Origin of the sequence: Streptomyces sp. NPDC047017 (genome assembly GCF_040644175.1) — a bacterium.
Taxonomy (GTDB): Bacteria; Actinomycetota; Actinomycetes; order Streptomycetales; family Streptomycetaceae; genus Streptomyces.
In genome coordinates this window covers 1-16,601 of record NZ_JBEYVW010000009.1, presented here as the reverse complement: position 1 = coordinate 16,601, position 16,601 = coordinate 1, and the positions used below count along the sequence as shown (strand labels likewise).

The following is a 16,601-nucleotide window of genomic DNA, read 5'->3' as shown; positions in this document are numbered from 1 at the left end:
TCGTAGGCGGCCGGGGAGGCCCCGGACGGGCGGCGGCGGGCTCCGGTGCGTCAGACGGACCGGGCGCCCTGCGGCGCCGCCTCCTGCGGCGGGTCCGGTACGGCGGCGGCGTCGTCATCGGCCGGTGGCCGGTGCAGGAGGCTCAGCGCGCCGCCCACGGCCAGGGTCAGGACCACACCGGCCGGTACGAGCCACTGCGCGGCGATGCCCGCGGACACGGTGGCGCCCGCGACGACCGTGTCGATCCGGACGCCCCGCACCAGATACGTCATCACCGCCACGGTCACCACGAACGCCACCAGCGAGTCCTTCTCGTCGGCCCGTTGAACCAGGCGGCCGAGCAGGAACGCGCCGAGCAGGGCGCCGTAGGTGTACCCGGCGATGGTCAGGCCGGTGAGGTAGACGTTGCCCGTGCCGGTGCTGAACGCGCAGGCGAAGACCGCCATCAGGACCGCCCACACCAGCGTCGTCCCGCGCGCCAGCCGCAGCATGGCCGCCTCGGAGGGCGTACGCCGCAGCAGGCCGCGGACCAGGTCGGAGACGGTGGAGTGGGACATCGAGTTGAGCGCCGAGGACAGCGACCCCATGGCCGCGCCCAGGATGCCGGCCACCAGCAGCCCCGAGACGCCCACCGGCAGGCCGTGGAGGATGAAGTCCGGATAGAGGTCGTCCGAGCCGCGCAGCCCGAGCCCGGTGACGGACCGGCCGCCGTGGTACGCCCACAGCAGCGCGCCGACGAGGGAGAACGCCGCGAACTGGACGGTGATGAAGATCCCCGAACCGATCAGCGCCTTCTGGCCGGCGCGCAGGTCGCGGGTGGCCAGCACGCGCTGCACGATCAGCTGGTCCGAGCCGTGGCTGGCCATGGCGAAGACGGCGCCCCCGAGGATCGCGGTGGGCAGGGCGAAGGAGCTGGTCAGGATGTGCGCGGGCGTGAAGTCCGGGTCGAAGACGCGCAGATGGCCGCTGTGCAGCGCGGCGCCGAAGCCCCGCGCCCCGACGTGCCCCGAGAGCACCGCGATCGCCAGCAGCGCGCCGCCCAGATAGAGCAGCATCTGCACGGCGTCGGTCCAGATGACCGCCTTGATGCCGCCGAGGAACGTGTACACCACGGTGACCGCGGTGATGGCCACGATGATCGTCCGGTAGTCGGCGCCGACGCCCAGCTCGTCCAGCAGGAGTTTGATCGGAATGGCGGAGGCGAACAGGCGTACGCCCTCCGCGAGCAGCCGGGTCCCCACGAAGGTGACCGACGCCAGTCCCTGGAGGCGGTGGCCGAAGCGGTCCCCGAGGTAGGCGTAGGCGCTGACGAAGCCGCCCCGCCGGTAGAGCGGGACCAGCCAGGCGGCGACGGCGACGCGCCCGATCACATAGCCCAGCGCGAGTTCCACGTTGCCGAACGCCTGGCCGCCGTAGGCGCCGCCCGGGATGCTGATCACCGTGAGCACGCTGGTCTCGGTGGCCACCACCGAGAAGCACACGGTCCACCACGGCATCCGCCCCTCGCCGGTGAAGTACTCCTCGGCCGAACCCTGCCGCCCCGACAGCCGCAGGCCGAGCCAGGCGACCGCGACCAGATACACGGCGATCACTACGAGGTCGAGGTGGCGCACGGGGCCTCCTGGGGGAGGGGACGTGGGCGGCATCGGCGCGCGGGGCGGCTGTGCCCCGGACAGCATCCCCGCCGCACCCCGTCCGCGCCAGGTCCGCCACCGGCGTTTCCCCCACCGGCGGACACCGGACGGCCCACCTCACCCGGCCGCGTGACGAAGCCTCACCCGGCTGCGGCACCGCGTCCCACCCGGCTGCGGCACCGCGCCTCATCCAGCCGCGTGACCGCGCCCCTCCCGGCCGCGTGACCGCGCCTCACCCAGTCGCCGGGCACCGCCTCGCCCAGCCGCCGGGCACCGCCTCACCCGCCCGCCCGGTCGCGGCGCGTACCGGGTGCGTCCGTCGGCGGCCGGTCCCGGTACGCGGAGGGCGCGCGGCCCAGCAGGGCGCGGAACGCCGCCGTGAACGCGGCGGGATTCTCGTACCCGAGGGAGACCGCGACCCGGGTCACCGGAGTCCCCGCGGCCAGCGCGTGCACCGACCGCAGCACGCAGGCGCGCTGCCGCCACTGCGCGAAGCTCAGCCCCGTACCGCGCCGGAACAGCCGGCCGAGGGTGCGTTCGCTGACGTTCAGGGCGGCGGCCCAGCGGGCGGGCGGGTCGTGGATGTCGGGGGCGGCCAGGAACGCGACGCACAGCCGCCGCAGCCCGGGGTCGGCGGGCAGCGGCACGTCCAGGGGGAGCGGCGCCAGGTTCCGCAGCTCGTGCAGGAGCAGGTCGACGACCGCCGCGTCCCGGCCGTGCGCGGGATAGCGGGGCGCCATGTCGACGGCCGCCAGGATCAGCGCCCGCAGCAGCGCGGACACGTCCACCACGCGGCAGCGCCCCGGGAACCACGGAACGGCGTCCGGCTCGATGTACAGGCTGCGGGTGCTGACCCCGGTCATGGTGACCTGGTGCGGGACGCGGGGCGGCACCAGGACCGCGCGGGCCGTGGGCACCGTCCAGGCGCCGTCCGCCGTCTCCACCTGCATCACCCCCGTCGCCGCGTACAGCACCTGGGCGCGGCGGTGCTCGTGGAAGGGCAGCAGATGCTCGTCCGGGTAGTCGGTGCCGATGGCGAGCACCGCGCGGTCCAGGCCGTCCACCTCGGCGACGGGAACGTTGCGCACGCGGCCGACCCTACCTCCGGCTGTCGGCTGCGCGTAAGAACCTGGCGAACGGTCGATTGCCCGCCACCCGCGCCGCTTCCTAGCGTTTCCCACGTGCTGACCTCGTTCCTCACCCTCCTCCTGTTCGGCTGCCTGACCGGCGTCACCACGGTGCTGTTCGGCTTCGGCGGCGGCTTCGTCACCGTCCCCGTCGTCTACGGCTCCCTGCTCGCCACGGCGCATGACGGCGCCGCCGACGCCATGCACGTGGCCGTCGCGACCTCGACGGCCGTCATGGTCGTCAACGCGGTGACCGCCACACTCGCGCAGCGCCGCGCCGGCCGGCTGCGGCAGGAGTACGTGTGGCCGCTGGCCGGCTTCGTCCTGCTGGGCGCGGCACTCGGCTCACTGGCCGCCACCCGGCTCAGCGGCGGCCTGCTGCACATGCTGTTCGCCGCGTACCTGCTGGTCACGATCGCGGACAGCCTGCTGCGCAAGGGGTTCCTCGCGGTCCCGGACGACGGGCCGCCGCGACCGCTCGGCCGGTTCACGACCACGTTCGGCGGCGTCGGCATCGGCACGGTCGCCGCGAGCCTGGGTGTCGGCGGCAGCGTCATGACGGTCCCGCTGCTGCGCCGCCGCGGACTGCCCATGGCGGCCGCCACCGCGCTGGCGAACCCGCTCAGCGTGCCGGTCGCCCTCGCGGGCAGCCTCGTCTACGCACTGGCACCCGCCGCCCCCGCGCACCCCGGCCGCGTCGGCTACATCGGCTACGTCGACCTCGTGGCGTGCGCCGCCCTGCTCTGCGGCTCACTGCCCACCATCGCCCTGGTCAGAAGGCTCGGCGCGCACGTCCCCGACCGGCTGCACTCCGCCGCCTACGTGGCCCTGCTCGCCCTCGTCCTGGTCGTCATGCTCGTCACCGGGACGTGACGGCGGCGGGCCCGGCTCACCGTGTCCGCCTGCCTCACCGTGTCCGTGCGGCTCACGGTCCACCCCGACACACACACATCCACCCCTACACGCAGAGCCCACCCCGACACACAGCGTTCATACGCGCGGCGGAACACCCGCGCCGGTCACGGTCGTTGGCATCTTCATGACTGTGGGAGCGACCATCGACATGACAGGTTCCGCACCGCCCCTGGACGAGGTGGTGCGCCAGGTGAGCGAGGCACGGGCGGCCGGCCTCACCTCCGTCTGGTTCGGCCAGGCCTTCGGCTACGACGCCCCGACGCTCGCCGCGATCGTCGGCCGCGAGGTGCCCGGCATCCACTTCGGCACCGCCGCGCTGCCCGTCTTCGGCCGCCATCCGCTGCTGGTCGCCGGCCAGGCCCGGACCGTCCAGGCCGCCCTCGGCGGGCGCTACCACCTCGGGCTCGCCCTCGGCACGCAGCTGTTCACGGAAGAAGCCTTCGGGCTGCCCTTCGAACGGCCCGTGGCCCGGCTGCGGGAGTTCCTCACCGCGCTGCGCCCGCTGACCGAGACGGGCAGCGCGGACTTCCGGGGCGAACTGCTCACCGCGCGCACCCTGCGGCCCGCGGCCGTGCCGGGCGCCGAGCCGCCGGTGCCGCTGCTCGTCGCCGCCATGGGGCCGCAGGCGCTGCGGGTGAGCGGCCGGCTCGCCGACGGCATCCTGCCCTACCTCGCGGGACCGCGCGCCCTCGCGGAACACATCGTCCCGGCCGTCACCCGCGCCGCCGAGGAGGCGGGCCGCCCCGCGCCCCGGGTCGTCGCGTTCGTCCCCGCCGTCGTCACCAACGAGCCCGACCGGGTCCGCGCGACCGTCCACGAGGCGCTCACCTTCTACCAGCAGATCCCGTCCTACGCCCGTGTCATCGAGCAGTCCGGCGTCGGCCACGCCGCCGAGCTGGCCGCCATCGGCGACGCGAAGCACCTCGCCGAGACGGTCCGCGCCTATCGGGACGCGGGCGCCACCGAGGTCGTCGTCTCCGGCAGCGAACTCGGTGGCCCGGACGACCGGCTGCGCACCTGGGAGGCCCTGGGCGCACTGGCCTGACCGGCCCGGCGGACGGTCCCGCGAGCCATCGCCGGCATCCGCCCGCGGTGGCTCGCGATGGCTCAGCGGCCCGTCGCCAGATTGGCGCCGCCCGTCGCGTCCAGCACCACACCGGTGATGAAACCGTTGGCCGCGAGCATGTGGATGGCGCGGGCGACCTCCTCGGGGCGGCCGACGCGGCCCACCGGGGTGGCGGCGCCGACCTTCTCGAAGAGCGCCTTGCGCTGCTCGTCCGGTACGCCGTCCCACCACGGGGTGTCGACGAGGCCCGGCGCGACGGCGTTGACCCGCAGCGGGGCCAGCTCCACGGCGAGCGGCGGGACCATCGCCTGCAGGGCGCCGTTGATCGCGGCGAGACCGGCGGTGCCGGGCAGCGCGGCGTGCGCGGAGGCCGCTGTCACCAGCGTCACCGAGCCGTCCCGGCCGAGTGTGGGCAGGGCCGCCTTCAGGACGCGGACGTGCGGCCAGAACTTGCCGTCGAAGCCCGCCGCCAGATCGGCCAGGTCCAGCTCGGCGAAGGGGCCGCCGCCCTTGGCGCCGCTGAGCGCGAGGATCAGGTGGTCGACGGCGCCGAAGCCGGCGAAGAACGCGTCGACCGCCTCCGGGTCGCCCGCGTCCACCCGGTACGCCGACACCTTGCCGCCGATCCGGGCGGCGGCCGCGTCCAGCCGCCCCTGGTCACGGCCGGTGATCACCACCTCCGCGCCGTCCGCCGCGAAGAACGCGGCCGTCGCCTCGCCTATCCCCGAGCTGCCGCCCATGACGACGACACGCCGTCCCTCCAGGGGGCTGGCGACGGGGGAGGCGGGGTTCTTCGCAGTGCTGCTCATGGGTGTGCCCTCTCTGCGTACGACCGTGCGTATCACCCGCCGTCCCGGCCGGTTGCCGGTTGCCGAGAACGGCGGTCTCGTCAAAGTGTTGTCGAGACCGTGGTTCTCGTCAAGGGATTCTGGAGAGGATGATGGCGTCATGCACGGAGAGGACGACCCCATGGGCACGGAAGAACCAGCCGCCACCCCCGGCGCGGCGCGCCGCCCCCACACCGGCCGGCGGCGCAACGAGGCCGCCCGCCGGGCCATCCTCGACGCGGCCCTCGCCCTGCTCACCGACGCCGACGGGGCTCCGGTGACCGTGGAGACCATCGCGCGGGCGGCGGGCGTCGGCAAGCAGACCCTCTACCGGTGGTGGCCGTCCAAGGGCGCCGTCCTGCTGGACGCGCTCAGCGACCGGGCCGCCCAGGACGTGCCCGCACCGGACACCGGCGGCCTGCGCGAGGACCTGCGCGCGCTCGCGGTCGCCACCTTCGAGGCGTCCCAGCGCCCGCCCACCGGGCCGGTCCTGCGCGCCCTCGTCCAGGAGGCGGCCCGCGACCCCCACCTGGCCGACCTCGTCCGCACCTTCACCCGGACCCGCCGGACCGCCGTACGCCGGCTCCTGGAACGCGGCCGCGACCGCGGCGAACTCGCCGCCGACCAGGACCTCGACCTCCTCGTAGACCAGTTCTACGGCTTCTTCTGGTACCGCTTCCTGCTCGGCCACGCCCCGTTGGACACCACCACGGCGACGGCCCTGGCGGACTCGCTGCTCGCCCGCTGAGCGCCGCGCTGCGACGGTTGCGGGCGAGGCCGGGAGCGGGGACCGGGGACCGGTGTGGGCGCTGTTGAACGGGGCGGGCCTCCGCGCGCGGCGCTCCTCCGGCGTCGGGGAGACGCCGGAGGAGCGAGCCGTGGGTCTGTGCGGTGGATCAGGGGCGCGTGGGCCGATGGACGCGCTGCCGCGCCGTTCGGCGAGAGAAGCCGGGGCGCGGGGCTGCGGTGACTGGTCGCCGGGTCGGTGATCGTGTGGATGAGGCGTTCACCGTTCGCCCGGTACGGGGCCGTATCGAACGTCGGCGCCGGGACGGCGGTGGGCAGGCTCAAGCCCGGGCGGGATCTGGGCGCCGGGGAGGAGCGGGCCGGGCGCGGTGCTCGCTCGGTGGCAGGTCGGCGCCGGAGCCGGGAGCGGCGGAATCGGGGCGCCGAGCCGGTGGACGCGCCGAGCACGCTCGACTCCGGAGCCCGAGCCCGCCCGACGCGGCCCGTGGGCGACGCCGGCACGCAACGAGCTACCGGCCTGCCCGCGTCGCCGGCCTCACCGGCGTACCGCCGCCTCCACCGCCGTATCGGCATCGGCCCCACTGACCCGCCGCGCCGACGTACAGCCGCCGGTCCCGCCGGCCCGCCCGCACCCCGCGCCGCTACCGGCCGTCCAGCCCGAACAGCGCCAGCTGGTCCTTCACCCACGGGTCGTAGATCGCCAGCCGCTGGGCGGCCGACGGGAGGAACCACGCGATCTGGTCCGCGACCCACTGGTCGATGTGCCGGTGGGTGACGGGGGCGGGGTGCCGGGCGGAGACGGCGCGGTACGCGGAGGAGTGGTGCGCGGGGGCGGCCACGGAGTGCCGGGCCGGCGTATGGCCGGCGCCGCCGCACGACGCCGACGTGGCCGCCATCGCGGAACCGCCGGTAGCGAACAGGGCGCCTCCCGCCACCGCGGCGGAAACCCCTGTCATCGCGATGCGCCGCGTCAGCTTCTTCATGATCTTCCCTCCTTGCACTGTCACCTCGCCGTGCCGCCGAGGTGTCCGATGGCCCCGCGTACCCACCGCGCACATCTCCCACACCACGACCCCTTTGGTGAGGGAAAAGGCGGCGGACGGAGATCATGTACACGGCAGACTGACCCCATGACCGCGACCGATGCCAAGTCCCACCTCCGCCACTACCTCCAGACCGCCCGGGACGCCCTGCTGTGGAAGCTCGAAGGGCTCTCGGAGTACGAGGTGCGCCGCCCGCGGACGCCGACATCCTCCGTGAACTCGCCGACGGCGCCGCCGGGATGCACAAGGACAACAGCAGCCTGCCCGGGACGACCCGGCGTGGTGGGCGGAGTGCGGGGCGGGGAGAGCTGACAGTGAAGAAGGGGACTCGGGCGTGCCCTGAGCGCCACGGTGGCCGGTGCCGCCGCCCCCTGTGCGCGGGGACGGCGGCACTTCGTCGTGCCATGAATTCACCGGCTTGGCGACTTTCCTGGCAGTTCTCCGGCGGTTCCCCCGTACCCGTATCCGGATGCTGAAATGCCGTGCCGTCCTTTGGTTGGTTTTTCATCTGGAAAACCCCAAGGGCTGGCCAAGATTACAGGTTTGAGATCAGGAAGACGGCATTCCTACCCGCACGTACCCCTTCGTCACCAGCATCGATTCCGCGTGGTGCCCATTTCGTCACCGGGCGTTGGCGTACTTTCTCCTGAAGTCCAGGCGTAGCCTTCAACAAGTTGTTGATCAAGCAGCATCTTGCCGTGAATCAGCGGGCGTTGACGCTGCGGTGCGCCGTGAACGAGGAGAAGGCATGCCTGGTGGAGGGCGGGTGCTTCGCGGAAGCCTGCTCCCCGGCGACGTGGGCCGGATGCATCTGCGGGGCATCGCCCAGGTCGCCCTGAGCGCCAGCCCGTGGACCGGTCTGCTGTTCGCCGTCGCCCTGTTCGCGGACGGCTGGCGCATCGGCCTCTACGGTCTGCTCGGCGCCGCCGCGTCCACCGGGGCCGCCGCCCTGCTGGGCGCCGACCGGGACGGCCTGGCCAAGGGCCTGGAAGGCTACTGCGGCTGCCTGACCGGCATCGCCGTCGTCGTCCGGTTCGGCGCCTCCTGGCGGACCGCGCTGCTCGCCGTGCTCGCCGGCGCCGTCTGCGCGGTCGCCGGGGCGGCGGCCGGCCGGCTCCTCGGCCGTGTCGGACTGCCCGCGCTGACCGCCCCCTTCTGCCTGGTCTCCGGAGTGCTGGCGATCGCGGTGCCGGCCGCCCCGGCCGCCCCGGCCGCGGCGCCGATCGAGGGCGACGGGTTCACCTCCCTGTCGGCCGCCGAACTCGGCCGGGCCTTCTGCGACAACATCGGCCAGGTCTTCTTCCTCGACAAGTGGTACGCGGGCCTGATCCTGCTGGCCGGGCTGCTCGTCGCCTCCCGGGCCGCCGCCCTCGCCGCCGCCTGCGGCAGTGCCGTCGCCATCGTCACCGCCTGTGCCATGGGCCTGCCCGACGACCGGATCAGCGAAGGGCTGTTCGGCTACAACGCGGTGCTCGTCGCCATCGCGCTCGGCGCCACCTTCCTCGCCCGCACGCCGTGGACCGCGGGCTACGCGACGCTCGCCGCCGTCGCCTCGGTCCCCTTCACCGCCGCCTGGCAGGCCTTCGCCCAGCCCTCCGGCGGCTCCCCCTACACCTGGCCGTTCGTCGTGACGACCTGGCTCTTCCTCGCGGCCGTTCCCGCCCTGGACCGGCCCGGCATCTCGTTGGAGAAAGCGAAGTGACGCCATGAACCTCGCACCGCGCGAAATCGACAAGCTCCACGTCTACGTGGTCGCGGACCTGGCCCGCCGCCGCAGGGCCCGGGGCACCAAGCTCAACTACAGCGAAGCGGCCGCGCTGATCACCGAGGCCGTCCTGGAGGCCGCCCGCGACGGCCACACCGTGGCCGAGTGCATGGAACTGGGCCGCAAGGTCGTCAGCGCCGACGAGGTCATGCCCGGCGTGCGCGACATGCTCACCGTCCTCCAGGTCGAGACCGCGTTCGTGGACGGCACCAAGCTCGTCACCTGCCACGACCCCATCAGCGCGACCACCGCCTGAACCACCGCCTGAAAGTAGGAGACAACGATGTCGGGTGGAGCACACTACCTCTACGGGGACGACCCCGTGGAGATCAACCCCGGCCGGGCCAAGGCAAGCGTGACCGTCGCCAACACCGGTGACCGCGCCGTCCAGATCGGCTCCCATTACCACTTCTTCGAGGCCAACCGCGCACTGCGGTTCGACCGCGAGGCCGCCTACGGCATGCACCTGGACATCCCGTCCGGCACTGCCGTGCGCTTCGAGCCCGGGGACACCCGCGAGGTCGAGCTGGTCGCCTTCGGCGGGACCCGGCGGCTCGTCGGCTTCACCGGACTCGTCAACGGCGGCCTGAACGCCGCCGACACCCGGCGCGCCGCACTGCGCCGCGCCGAACACCTGGGCTTCGCCGGCACCGCAGGGAACGCCGGCACCGAGAACGAGAGGGCCGACCACTGATGGCGCTCATCCCGCGCAAGCAGTACACGGACCTGTTCGGCCCCACCGTGGGCGACCGGTTCCACCTGGCCGACACCAATCTGGTGGTCGAGGTCGAGCACGACCACAACGCCGGTTCCTACGGGGACGAGGCCGTCTACGGCGGCGGCAAGGCGATCCGCGACGGCATGGCCCAGGACCCCGCCGCGCTCAACCGCGAGGGCGCCCTCGACCTGGTCATCACCAACGTCGTGGTCCTCGACCCGGTCCTCGGCGTCGTCAAGGGCGACATCGGCGTACGCGACGGGCTGATCGTCGGCGTCGGCAAGGCCGGCAACCCGCACGCGCAGAACGGCGTGGACCCCAAGCTGGTCATCGGCCCGGGCACCGAGGTCATCTCCGGCGAGCACCTCATCGCCACCCCCGGCGGCATCGACAGCCACATCCACTTCATCTCGCCGCAGCAGGCCCAGGAGGGCCTGTCCAACGGCATCACCACCTTCTTCGGCGGCGGCACCGGCCCCACCGACGGCAGCAACGGCACCACCTGCACCCCCGGCCCGTGGAACATCCACCGGATGCTGGAGGCCGCCGAGGACCTCCCGGTCAACGTCGGCCTGCTCGGCAAGGGCAACGGCAGCCTGCCCGAGGCGCTGCGCGAGCAGGTCGAGGCGGGCGTCGCCGGACTCAAGGTGCACGAGGACTGGGGCGCCACCCCCGCGGCCATCGACAACGCGCTGCGCGTCGCCGACGAGCACGACATCCAGCTCGCCGTGCACACCGACACCCTCAACGAGGGCGGCTTCTTCGAGGACACCCTGTCCGCGATCGACGGCCGGACCATCCACACCTTCCACACCGAGGGCGCGGGCGGCGGCCACGCCCCCGACATCATGCGGGTCTCCGGCGAGCCCAACGTGCTGCCGTCCTCCACCAACCCCACCCTGCCGTACACCATCAACTCGGTCGACGAACTGCTGGACATGGTGATGGTCTGCCACCACCTGTCCCGGGACATCCCCGAGGACGTGTCGTTCGCCGACAGCCGGGTGCGCGCCGAGACCATCGCCGCCGAGACCGTGCTGCACGACCTCGGCGTGATCAGCATCTTCTCCTCCGACTCCCAGGCCATGGGCCGGGTCGGCGAGTCCTTCGCCCGCGCCTTCCAGACCGCCCACCACTGCAAGGAGGTGCGCGGCGCGCTGGCCGAGGACAGCTCCCGCAACGACAACGCGCGGGTGCTGCGCTACCTGGCGAAGCTCACCATCAACCCGGCGATCGCCGTGGGCGCCTCGGACGTGGTCGGCTCCCTGGAGCCGGGCAAGCTCGCCGACATCGTGCTCTGGCCGATCCACTCCTTCGCCGCCAAGCCCAAGCTGATCATCAAGGGCGGCATGGTGAACTGGGCGCTCATGGGCGACCCCAACGCCTCCCTGCCGACCCCCCAGCCGGTCTACTACCGGCCGATGTTCGGCTCCTACGGCCGGGCCCGCCAGCGCACCTCCGTCACCTTCATGTCCCAGGCGTCCATCGCCGCGGGCGTCCCCGGCGAACTGGACCTGCGGCGGCGGATCGAGCCGGTGCGCCGCTGCCGCACCATCGGCAAGCAGGACATGCTCCGCAACGACGCGCTGCCGCGCATCGAGGTGGACCCGGAGACGTACAAGGTCACCGTCGACGGCGAGCCGGCCACCATCGAGCCGGCCGAACGCCTGCCGCTCAACCAGCTCTTCTACATCGCCTGACCCCTCCCACGGCCCGCGGGGCGCCCCGTGCGCCCCGCGGCCACCCACCGGCCGGCCCGCGCGGACGGCCACCCGGCAGGAACGGAAACCCGGCGTGAACGACCCGATGCCGATCCCGGCGCTGCTGACCGGACTCCAGCTCACCGACTCGGCCTTCCCCAGCGGCTACTACACCCTCTCGCACGGCCTGGAGGGCTTCCAGCAGGCCCGCGCGGTCACCCCGCGCACCCTGCCCGCCCTCCTGGCCGACCTGCTCCGCCACAGCGCGGGACCGGCCGACGCCACCGCCCTCGCCCTCACCCACCGCGCGGTGACCGAGGACGACTGGGACCAAGTGGTCGCCGTGGAACGGCGGCTGTACGCCACCAAGCTGGGCCGCGAGGCCCGGCAGGCCGCCGTACGCACCGGACGCCAGCTGCTCGACCTGGCCGGCGAGGTCTACGGCGCGCCGCAGACCGAGCGGTACCGCGCCCTGTACCGGCAGGGCGCGGTACGCGGCTGCCAGCCGGTCGTCGCCGGGGTCGTCCACGCGGGGTGCGGCCTCACCGCGCGGCAGGCGGTCACCTGCGAGCTGTTCGCCTTCGCGGCCAGCTTCGTGGGCGCCGCTCTGCGGCTGCGGCTCACCGACCACCGCCGGGCGCAGGTCGTCCTGCACGGCGCCGCCCCGGTGATCGAGGAGACCGTGGAGGAGGCGCTGCGCCGGGAGCTGCCCGACCTCGGCGGCTGCGTCCCCGTGGCCGACGTCATGGCCGGCCGGCACGAACGGGCCGAGGCCCGGCTGTTCGCGAGTTAGCGCCTGCGGGGTGCCGTGGGCCGGGTGTCTCCCGGGCCTGCGGCACCGGGCCCCGGAGGTCTCTCCCCCCCCGTGAAGTCACCCCACCACCCCTGACAAGGATCACCACCATGCACGACCCCACACAGGTCCGAGGCTCCCACCACCACGACCACGACGAGTTCGTCCAGCGGCCCAGGGACGGCGTGCTGCGCGTCGGCGTCGCCGGGCCGGTCGGCTCCGGCAAGACCGCCCTGATCGAAGCGCTCGTGCCGGTGCTGATCGAACGCGGCCGCACCCCCGCCGTGATCACCAACGACATCTACACCTCCGAGGACGCCGCCCATGTGCGGCGCACCCTGGCCGGGATCCTCGACGCGGACCGGATCGTCGGCGTCGAGACCGGTGCCTGTCCGCACACCGCGGTCCGCGACGACCCGACGATGAACCAGGCCGCCGCCGACGAGATCCTGGAACGCTTCCCCGAGGTGGACACGCTGCTCTTCGAGAGCGGCGGCGACAACCTGACGCTCACCTTCAGCCCGGCGCTCGTCGACCTCTTCCTGTTCGTCCTTGACACCGCCGAGGGCGACAAGATGCCCCGCAAGCGCGGCCCGGGCATCACCGAGTGCGAGCTGCTCGTCATCAACAAGGTCGACATCGCCCAGTACGTGCGCTGCGACCTGGACCGGATGGAGTCCGACGCCCACGAGGTGCGGCAGGGGCGGCCGGTGGTGCTCACCAACTCCCTGACCGGTCAGGGCCTGGACGCCATCGCCGACTTCGTGCTCGCCCACGAGGCCGCCCGGCCGGCCGGCCGGGCGGCGGCCTCCGCATGACCACGGCGCCCGCGCGGCTGGACCCCGCACACTACGAACCCCGGCGGGTACCGGCCCGGATGCTCGGCCTCACCGGCATTCCGGACACCCTGGCCGCCGGGCGCCCCGGCAAGGTCGGCCTGCTCGAACTGCGCTACGCGCGGGTCGGCGACCGCACCGAACTCGTCGACCGCTACCAGAAGTCGCCGCTGCAGATCATGCGCCCGCTGTACGTGGACCCCGCGCGGCCCGACATGCCGGTGACCTATCTGATGTCCACCGGCGGCGGCATCGTCCAGGCGGACCGCAACCGCGTCGACATCGACTGCGGCGCCGGCGCCGCCGTGCACCTGACCACCCAGGCCGCCACCAAGCTGCACCGGATGGAGTTCGACCACGCCACCCAGGTCGTGCACCTGACGGCCGGCGCCGACAGCTATGTCGAGTACCTGCCCGACCCGCTGATCCCGTACCGGGACGCCCGCTTCTACCAGCAGACCCTGGTGACCGCCGACCCGACGGCCACCGTGCTGCTGGGCGAGACGATCGCGGCGGGCCGGCTGGCCCGGGACGAGCGGCACGCCTACCGCCTGCTCTACAGCGACCTGGAGATCAGCCGCCCCGACGGCGAACTCCTGGTGGTGGACACCGTCCGGCTGGACCCGCACGAGTCCGGCTCGGTGACCGGCCCGGCGGTCTTCGGCGGCCACGACCTGATGGCCACGCTCTACGCCCTCACCCCGCTGGCCCCCGCCGCCGAGGTCGCCGACACCCTGCACGAGGCACTGGCCGGCACCGGACCGGCCTTCGGCGTGAGCGTGCTGCCCGACGACTGCGGGGCATGGGCCCGGATCATGGGCAGCGACCCGCCCGTGGTCGCCCGCGCCCTGCGTGCCGCCTGGGACGCCCTGCGCCGTCTGCTGATCGGCGTGCCCGCCCCCGATCTGCGCAAGAGCTGACGGAAGCGGCCCGCCTCCGCGAGAAGAACCCGGCCCGGTGCCGTCCGGCCCTGTCCCACCGACAGGGCCGGACGGCACCGGGCCGTTCGCCGTGTCCGGGGCGACCGCACCAGCATTTACGTTCGCAATGCTTGCCTTTGCCAACTTTTTAGCCCGCGCCCGCCGATTTGGGTGCCCGAGGCAACCTGGCGGGCTTATGGTTGCTCTAAGCAACGATTACCGGAGGTGTGATGGCCGAGCAGGCGCAGTACGAGGAGCTGGCCCGTCAGCTCAGCGCCGTCGGTGCCGTGAAACGGGACCTGGGCCGGATCCTGCCGGCCGACTGCCCGGCCGGCTCCGCCGCCGTGCTGACCCTGCTGGGCCATCACGGCGACATGCGCATGAGCAAGCTCGCCGAGCTGCTCGCGGTGGACATGTCCGTCGTCAGCCGGCACGTGGCGCATGTCGCGGCGCGCGGCTGGATCGACCGGCTGCCGGACCCGGTGGACAAGCGCTCGCGCATCCTGCGCCTGACACCCGCGGGCCTCGACCGGCTCGACGACCTCTCCCGGCGGACCTCGCGGCTGCTCGCCGAACGGCTGAGCGACTGGAGCGACGACGAGGTGGGACAGCTGATCCGGCTGATGACCCGGCTGCGCGTCAGCTTCGGCGACTGCCGGGCCACCGCGGTGCGCGTCCCCGGGCCCGCGGCCCACGACACCGCCCGTACACCGGCAAGCACCTGAGTACACCCGTACACCGGTACACCCGCAAACACGCAAGCATGCACGCACGTAAGCAAAGGAAGCCCATGGCAACGACCACACCGGACGGTGTGCGGGCTCACGCCAAGCACGGGGGCACGTCCCCGGACAGTGGTCCGATGACGCACCGGCAGATCATGGAGGCGCTCTCCGGGCTGCTGCTCGGCCTGTTCGCCGCCATCCTGTCCTCCACGATCGTCACCAACGCCCTGCCGACGATCATCAATGACCTGGGCGGCGGCCAGTCCGCCTACACCTGGGTCGTCACGGCCGCGCTGCTCGCCATGACGGCCTCCGTCCCCCTGTGGGGCAAGCTCGCCGACCTGCTGAGCAAGAAGGCGCTCGTCCAGATAGCCCTGATCATCTACGTCTGCGGTTCGGTCATAGCGGGGCTCGCGCAGAACCCCGCCATGCTGATCACCGCACGTGTCGTGCAGGGCCTGGGCGCGGGCGGCCTGTCCGCGCTCGTGCAGGTCATCATGGCCGCGATGATCGCCCCGCGGCAGCGCGGCCGCTACTCCGGCTACACCGGCGCCACGTTCGCGGTCGCGACCGTCGGCGGCCCGCTGCTCGGCGGTGTCATCACCGACACGAGCTGGCTCGGCTGGCGCTACTGCCTGTTCGTCGGCATCCCCTTCGCGCTGATCGCCCTGCTGGTGCTCCAGAAGACCCTGCACCTGCCGGTCGTCAAGCGCCAGGTCAAGGTCGACTGGACCGGTGCCTTCTTCATCACCGCCGCCGCGTCCCTGCTGCTGATCTGGGTCACCTTCGCCAACGACAAGTACGACTGGATGTCGTGGCAGACCGCGCTCATGGTGGGCGGCACGATCGTGCTGGCGCTGCTGTTCGTCTTCACCGAGACGAGAGCCGGCGCGCCGATCATCCCGCTGCGGCTGTTCCGCAACCGCACCATCGCGCTGGCCGCGGTGGCCTCGCTGTTCGTCGGCGTCGGCATGTACGCGGGCACCGTGTTCTTCTCGCAGTACTTCCAGCTGGCCCGGGGCAAGACGCCGACCATGTCGGGTGTCATGACGATCCCGATGATCGGCGGCCTCTTCGTCGCCTCCATGGTCTCCGGCCAGATCATCAGCCGTACCGGCCGCTGGAAGGCGTGGCTGGTCAGCGGCTGTGTGTCGCTCACCGCGGGCCTGGCCCTGCTGGGCAGCATGCGCTACGACACCCCGTACTGGCGGCTGGCCGTCTTCATGGCGCTGCTCGGGATCGGCGTCGGCATGACGATGCAGAACCTGGTCCTCTCCACCCAGAACCAGGTCGCCCCGCAGGACCTCGGCGCCGCCTCCTCCACGGTCAGCTTCTTCCGCACCCTCGGCGGCGCGGTCGGCGTCGGCGTGCTCGGCTCGGTGATGTCCACCCGGATCGCCGACCACGCCAAGGACACCATCACCTCCCTCGCCCCGCAGGCACGGGCCGCCGCCGCCAAGGCGATGGGCGGGGACGGGGCGCTGCCCGACATGAAGGCGCTGCCGCACGCGGTGCGCACCTGGCTGGAGAGCGCCTACGGCCACGGCATCGCCGATGTCTTCCTCTACGGCGCGCCCTGCGCGTTCGTCGCCCTCGTCGTCGTGCTCTTCATCAAGGAGGTTCCGTTGCGTACCAGCGGTGGGCTGGCCCAGGCCGCCCAGCAGCAGGCCGAAGACCGGATTCCCGCGCAGGCCGCGGCTCCGGTGGTGGCGGAGGCGCAGGAGCGGCAGCCGTTGGCCGGCGCGGTGGCGGCTGATCAGTTCGCGGCTCCGGCCGCGGTGGGGC

At 73.1% G+C, this 16,601-nt stretch carries 16 protein-coding genes and 1 pseudogene; 13 read left to right on the top strand and 4 right to left on the bottom strand.

Features of this window, described 5'->3' with window-relative positions; genetic code table 11:
- Positions 1 to 50 precede the first annotated feature (50 nt).
- A complete protein-coding gene (locus ABZ858_RS16865) occupies positions 51 to 1,613 on the bottom strand; it encodes a sodium:solute symporter (RefSeq protein WP_361378101.1) in 1,563 nt (520 codons plus the stop codon).
- Positions 1,614 to 1,912: 299 nt separating this feature from the next.
- Positions 1,913 to 2,722, bottom strand: a complete 810-nt coding sequence (locus ABZ858_RS16860) for a helix-turn-helix transcriptional regulator (RefSeq protein ID WP_361378098.1) — start codon at positions 2,720 to 2,722, stop codon at positions 1,913 to 1,915.
- 93 nt (positions 2,723 to 2,815) lie between these two features.
- Here ABZ858_RS16860 and ABZ858_RS16855 point away from each other — a divergent pair, with 93 nt between their 5' ends.
- Complete coding sequence (locus tag ABZ858_RS16855) at positions 2,816 to 3,634, top strand: sulfite exporter TauE/SafE family protein (protein WP_361378095.1); 819 nt, start codon at positions 2,816 to 2,818, stop codon at positions 3,632 to 3,634.
- Between the two features lie 166 nt (positions 3,635 to 3,800).
- Positions 3,801 to 4,721 (top strand): LLM class F420-dependent oxidoreductase, encoded by a 921-nt coding sequence (locus tag ABZ858_RS16850; RefSeq protein WP_361378092.1) that lies wholly within the window; start codon positions 3,801 to 3,803, stop codon positions 4,719 to 4,721.
- 62 nt (positions 4,722 to 4,783) lie between these two features.
- Here ABZ858_RS16850 and ABZ858_RS16845 read toward each other — a convergent pair whose 3' ends face one another.
- Positions 4,784 to 5,551, bottom strand: coding sequence for an SDR family oxidoreductase (locus ABZ858_RS16845; protein WP_361378089.1), 768 nt, complete (start codon positions 5,549 to 5,551; stop codon positions 4,784 to 4,786).
- A 139-nt stretch (positions 5,552 to 5,690) separates the two neighbouring features.
- Between ABZ858_RS16845 and ABZ858_RS16840 the strand changes: the two genes are divergently transcribed.
- Positions 5,691 to 6,317: a TetR/AcrR family transcriptional regulator gene (locus ABZ858_RS16840; protein WP_361378087.1), complete on the top strand. Its 627-nt coding sequence runs from the start codon at positions 5,691 to 5,693 to the stop codon at positions 6,315 to 6,317.
- Positions 6,318 to 6,957: 640 nt separating this feature from the next.
- Here ABZ858_RS16840 and ABZ858_RS16835 read toward each other — a convergent pair.
- Positions 6,958 to 7,299 carry a hypothetical protein gene (locus ABZ858_RS16835; RefSeq protein ID WP_361378084.1) on the bottom strand — a complete coding sequence of 114 codons (342 nt, stop codon included), beginning with the start codon at positions 7,297 to 7,299 and terminating at the stop codon, positions 6,958 to 6,960.
- A gap of 147 nt (positions 7,300 to 7,446) precedes the next feature.
- On the opposite strand from ABZ858_RS16835, the pseudogene ABZ858_RS16830 reads away from it, so the two are divergent.
- From ABZ858_RS16830 to ABZ858_RS16785, 10 genes and pseudogenes are all read left to right on the top strand, one after another.
- A pseudogene (locus ABZ858_RS16830) lies at positions 7,447 to 7,566 on the top strand (DUF664 domain-containing protein); the annotation flags it as partial.
- A 559-nt stretch (positions 7,567 to 8,125) separates the two neighbouring features.
- Complete coding sequence (locus tag ABZ858_RS16825) at positions 8,126 to 9,061, top strand: urea transporter (protein ID WP_361378081.1); 936 nt, start codon at positions 8,126 to 8,128, stop codon at positions 9,059 to 9,061.
- Positions 9,062 to 9,065: 4 nt separating this feature from the next.
- Complete coding sequence (locus tag ABZ858_RS16820; RefSeq protein ID WP_361378078.1) at positions 9,066 to 9,380, top strand: urease subunit gamma; 315 nt, start codon at positions 9,066 to 9,068, stop codon at positions 9,378 to 9,380.
- A 27-nt stretch (positions 9,381 to 9,407) separates the two neighbouring features.
- Positions 9,408 to 9,818, top strand: coding sequence for an urease subunit beta (locus tag ABZ858_RS16815; protein ID WP_361378075.1), 411 nt, complete (start codon positions 9,408 to 9,410; stop codon positions 9,816 to 9,818).
- A complete protein-coding gene (gene ureC / locus ABZ858_RS16810; protein WP_361378072.1) occupies positions 9,818 to 11,542 on the top strand; it encodes an urease subunit alpha in 1,725 nt (574 codons plus the stop codon). The genes ABZ858_RS16815 and ureC overlap by 1 nt, the downstream gene beginning before the upstream one ends.
- A gap of 106 nt (positions 11,543 to 11,648) precedes the next feature.
- Positions 11,649 to 12,335, top strand: a complete 687-nt coding sequence (locus ABZ858_RS16805; RefSeq protein WP_361378819.1) for an urease accessory UreF family protein — start codon at positions 11,649 to 11,651, stop codon at positions 12,333 to 12,335.
- 110 nt (positions 12,336 to 12,445) lie between these two features.
- A complete protein-coding gene (ureG, locus tag ABZ858_RS16800) occupies positions 12,446 to 13,153 on the top strand; it encodes an urease accessory protein UreG (RefSeq protein ID WP_361378069.1) in 708 nt (235 codons plus the stop codon).
- 59 nt (positions 13,154 to 13,212) lie between these two features.
- Positions 13,213 to 14,091: an urease accessory protein UreD gene (locus ABZ858_RS16795; RefSeq protein WP_361378816.1), complete on the top strand. Its 879-nt coding sequence runs from the start codon at positions 13,213 to 13,215 to the stop codon at positions 14,089 to 14,091.
- 230 nt (positions 14,092 to 14,321) lie between these two features.
- On the top strand, positions 14,322 to 14,816 hold the full coding sequence (locus ABZ858_RS16790) for a MarR family transcriptional regulator (RefSeq protein WP_361378066.1): 495 nt from the start codon (positions 14,322 to 14,324) through the stop codon (positions 14,814 to 14,816).
- Between the two features lie 65 nt (positions 14,817 to 14,881).
- A partial coding sequence (locus tag ABZ858_RS16785) for an MDR family MFS transporter (protein ID WP_361378063.1) occupies positions 14,882 to 16,601 on the top strand: 1,720 nt, incomplete at its 3' end.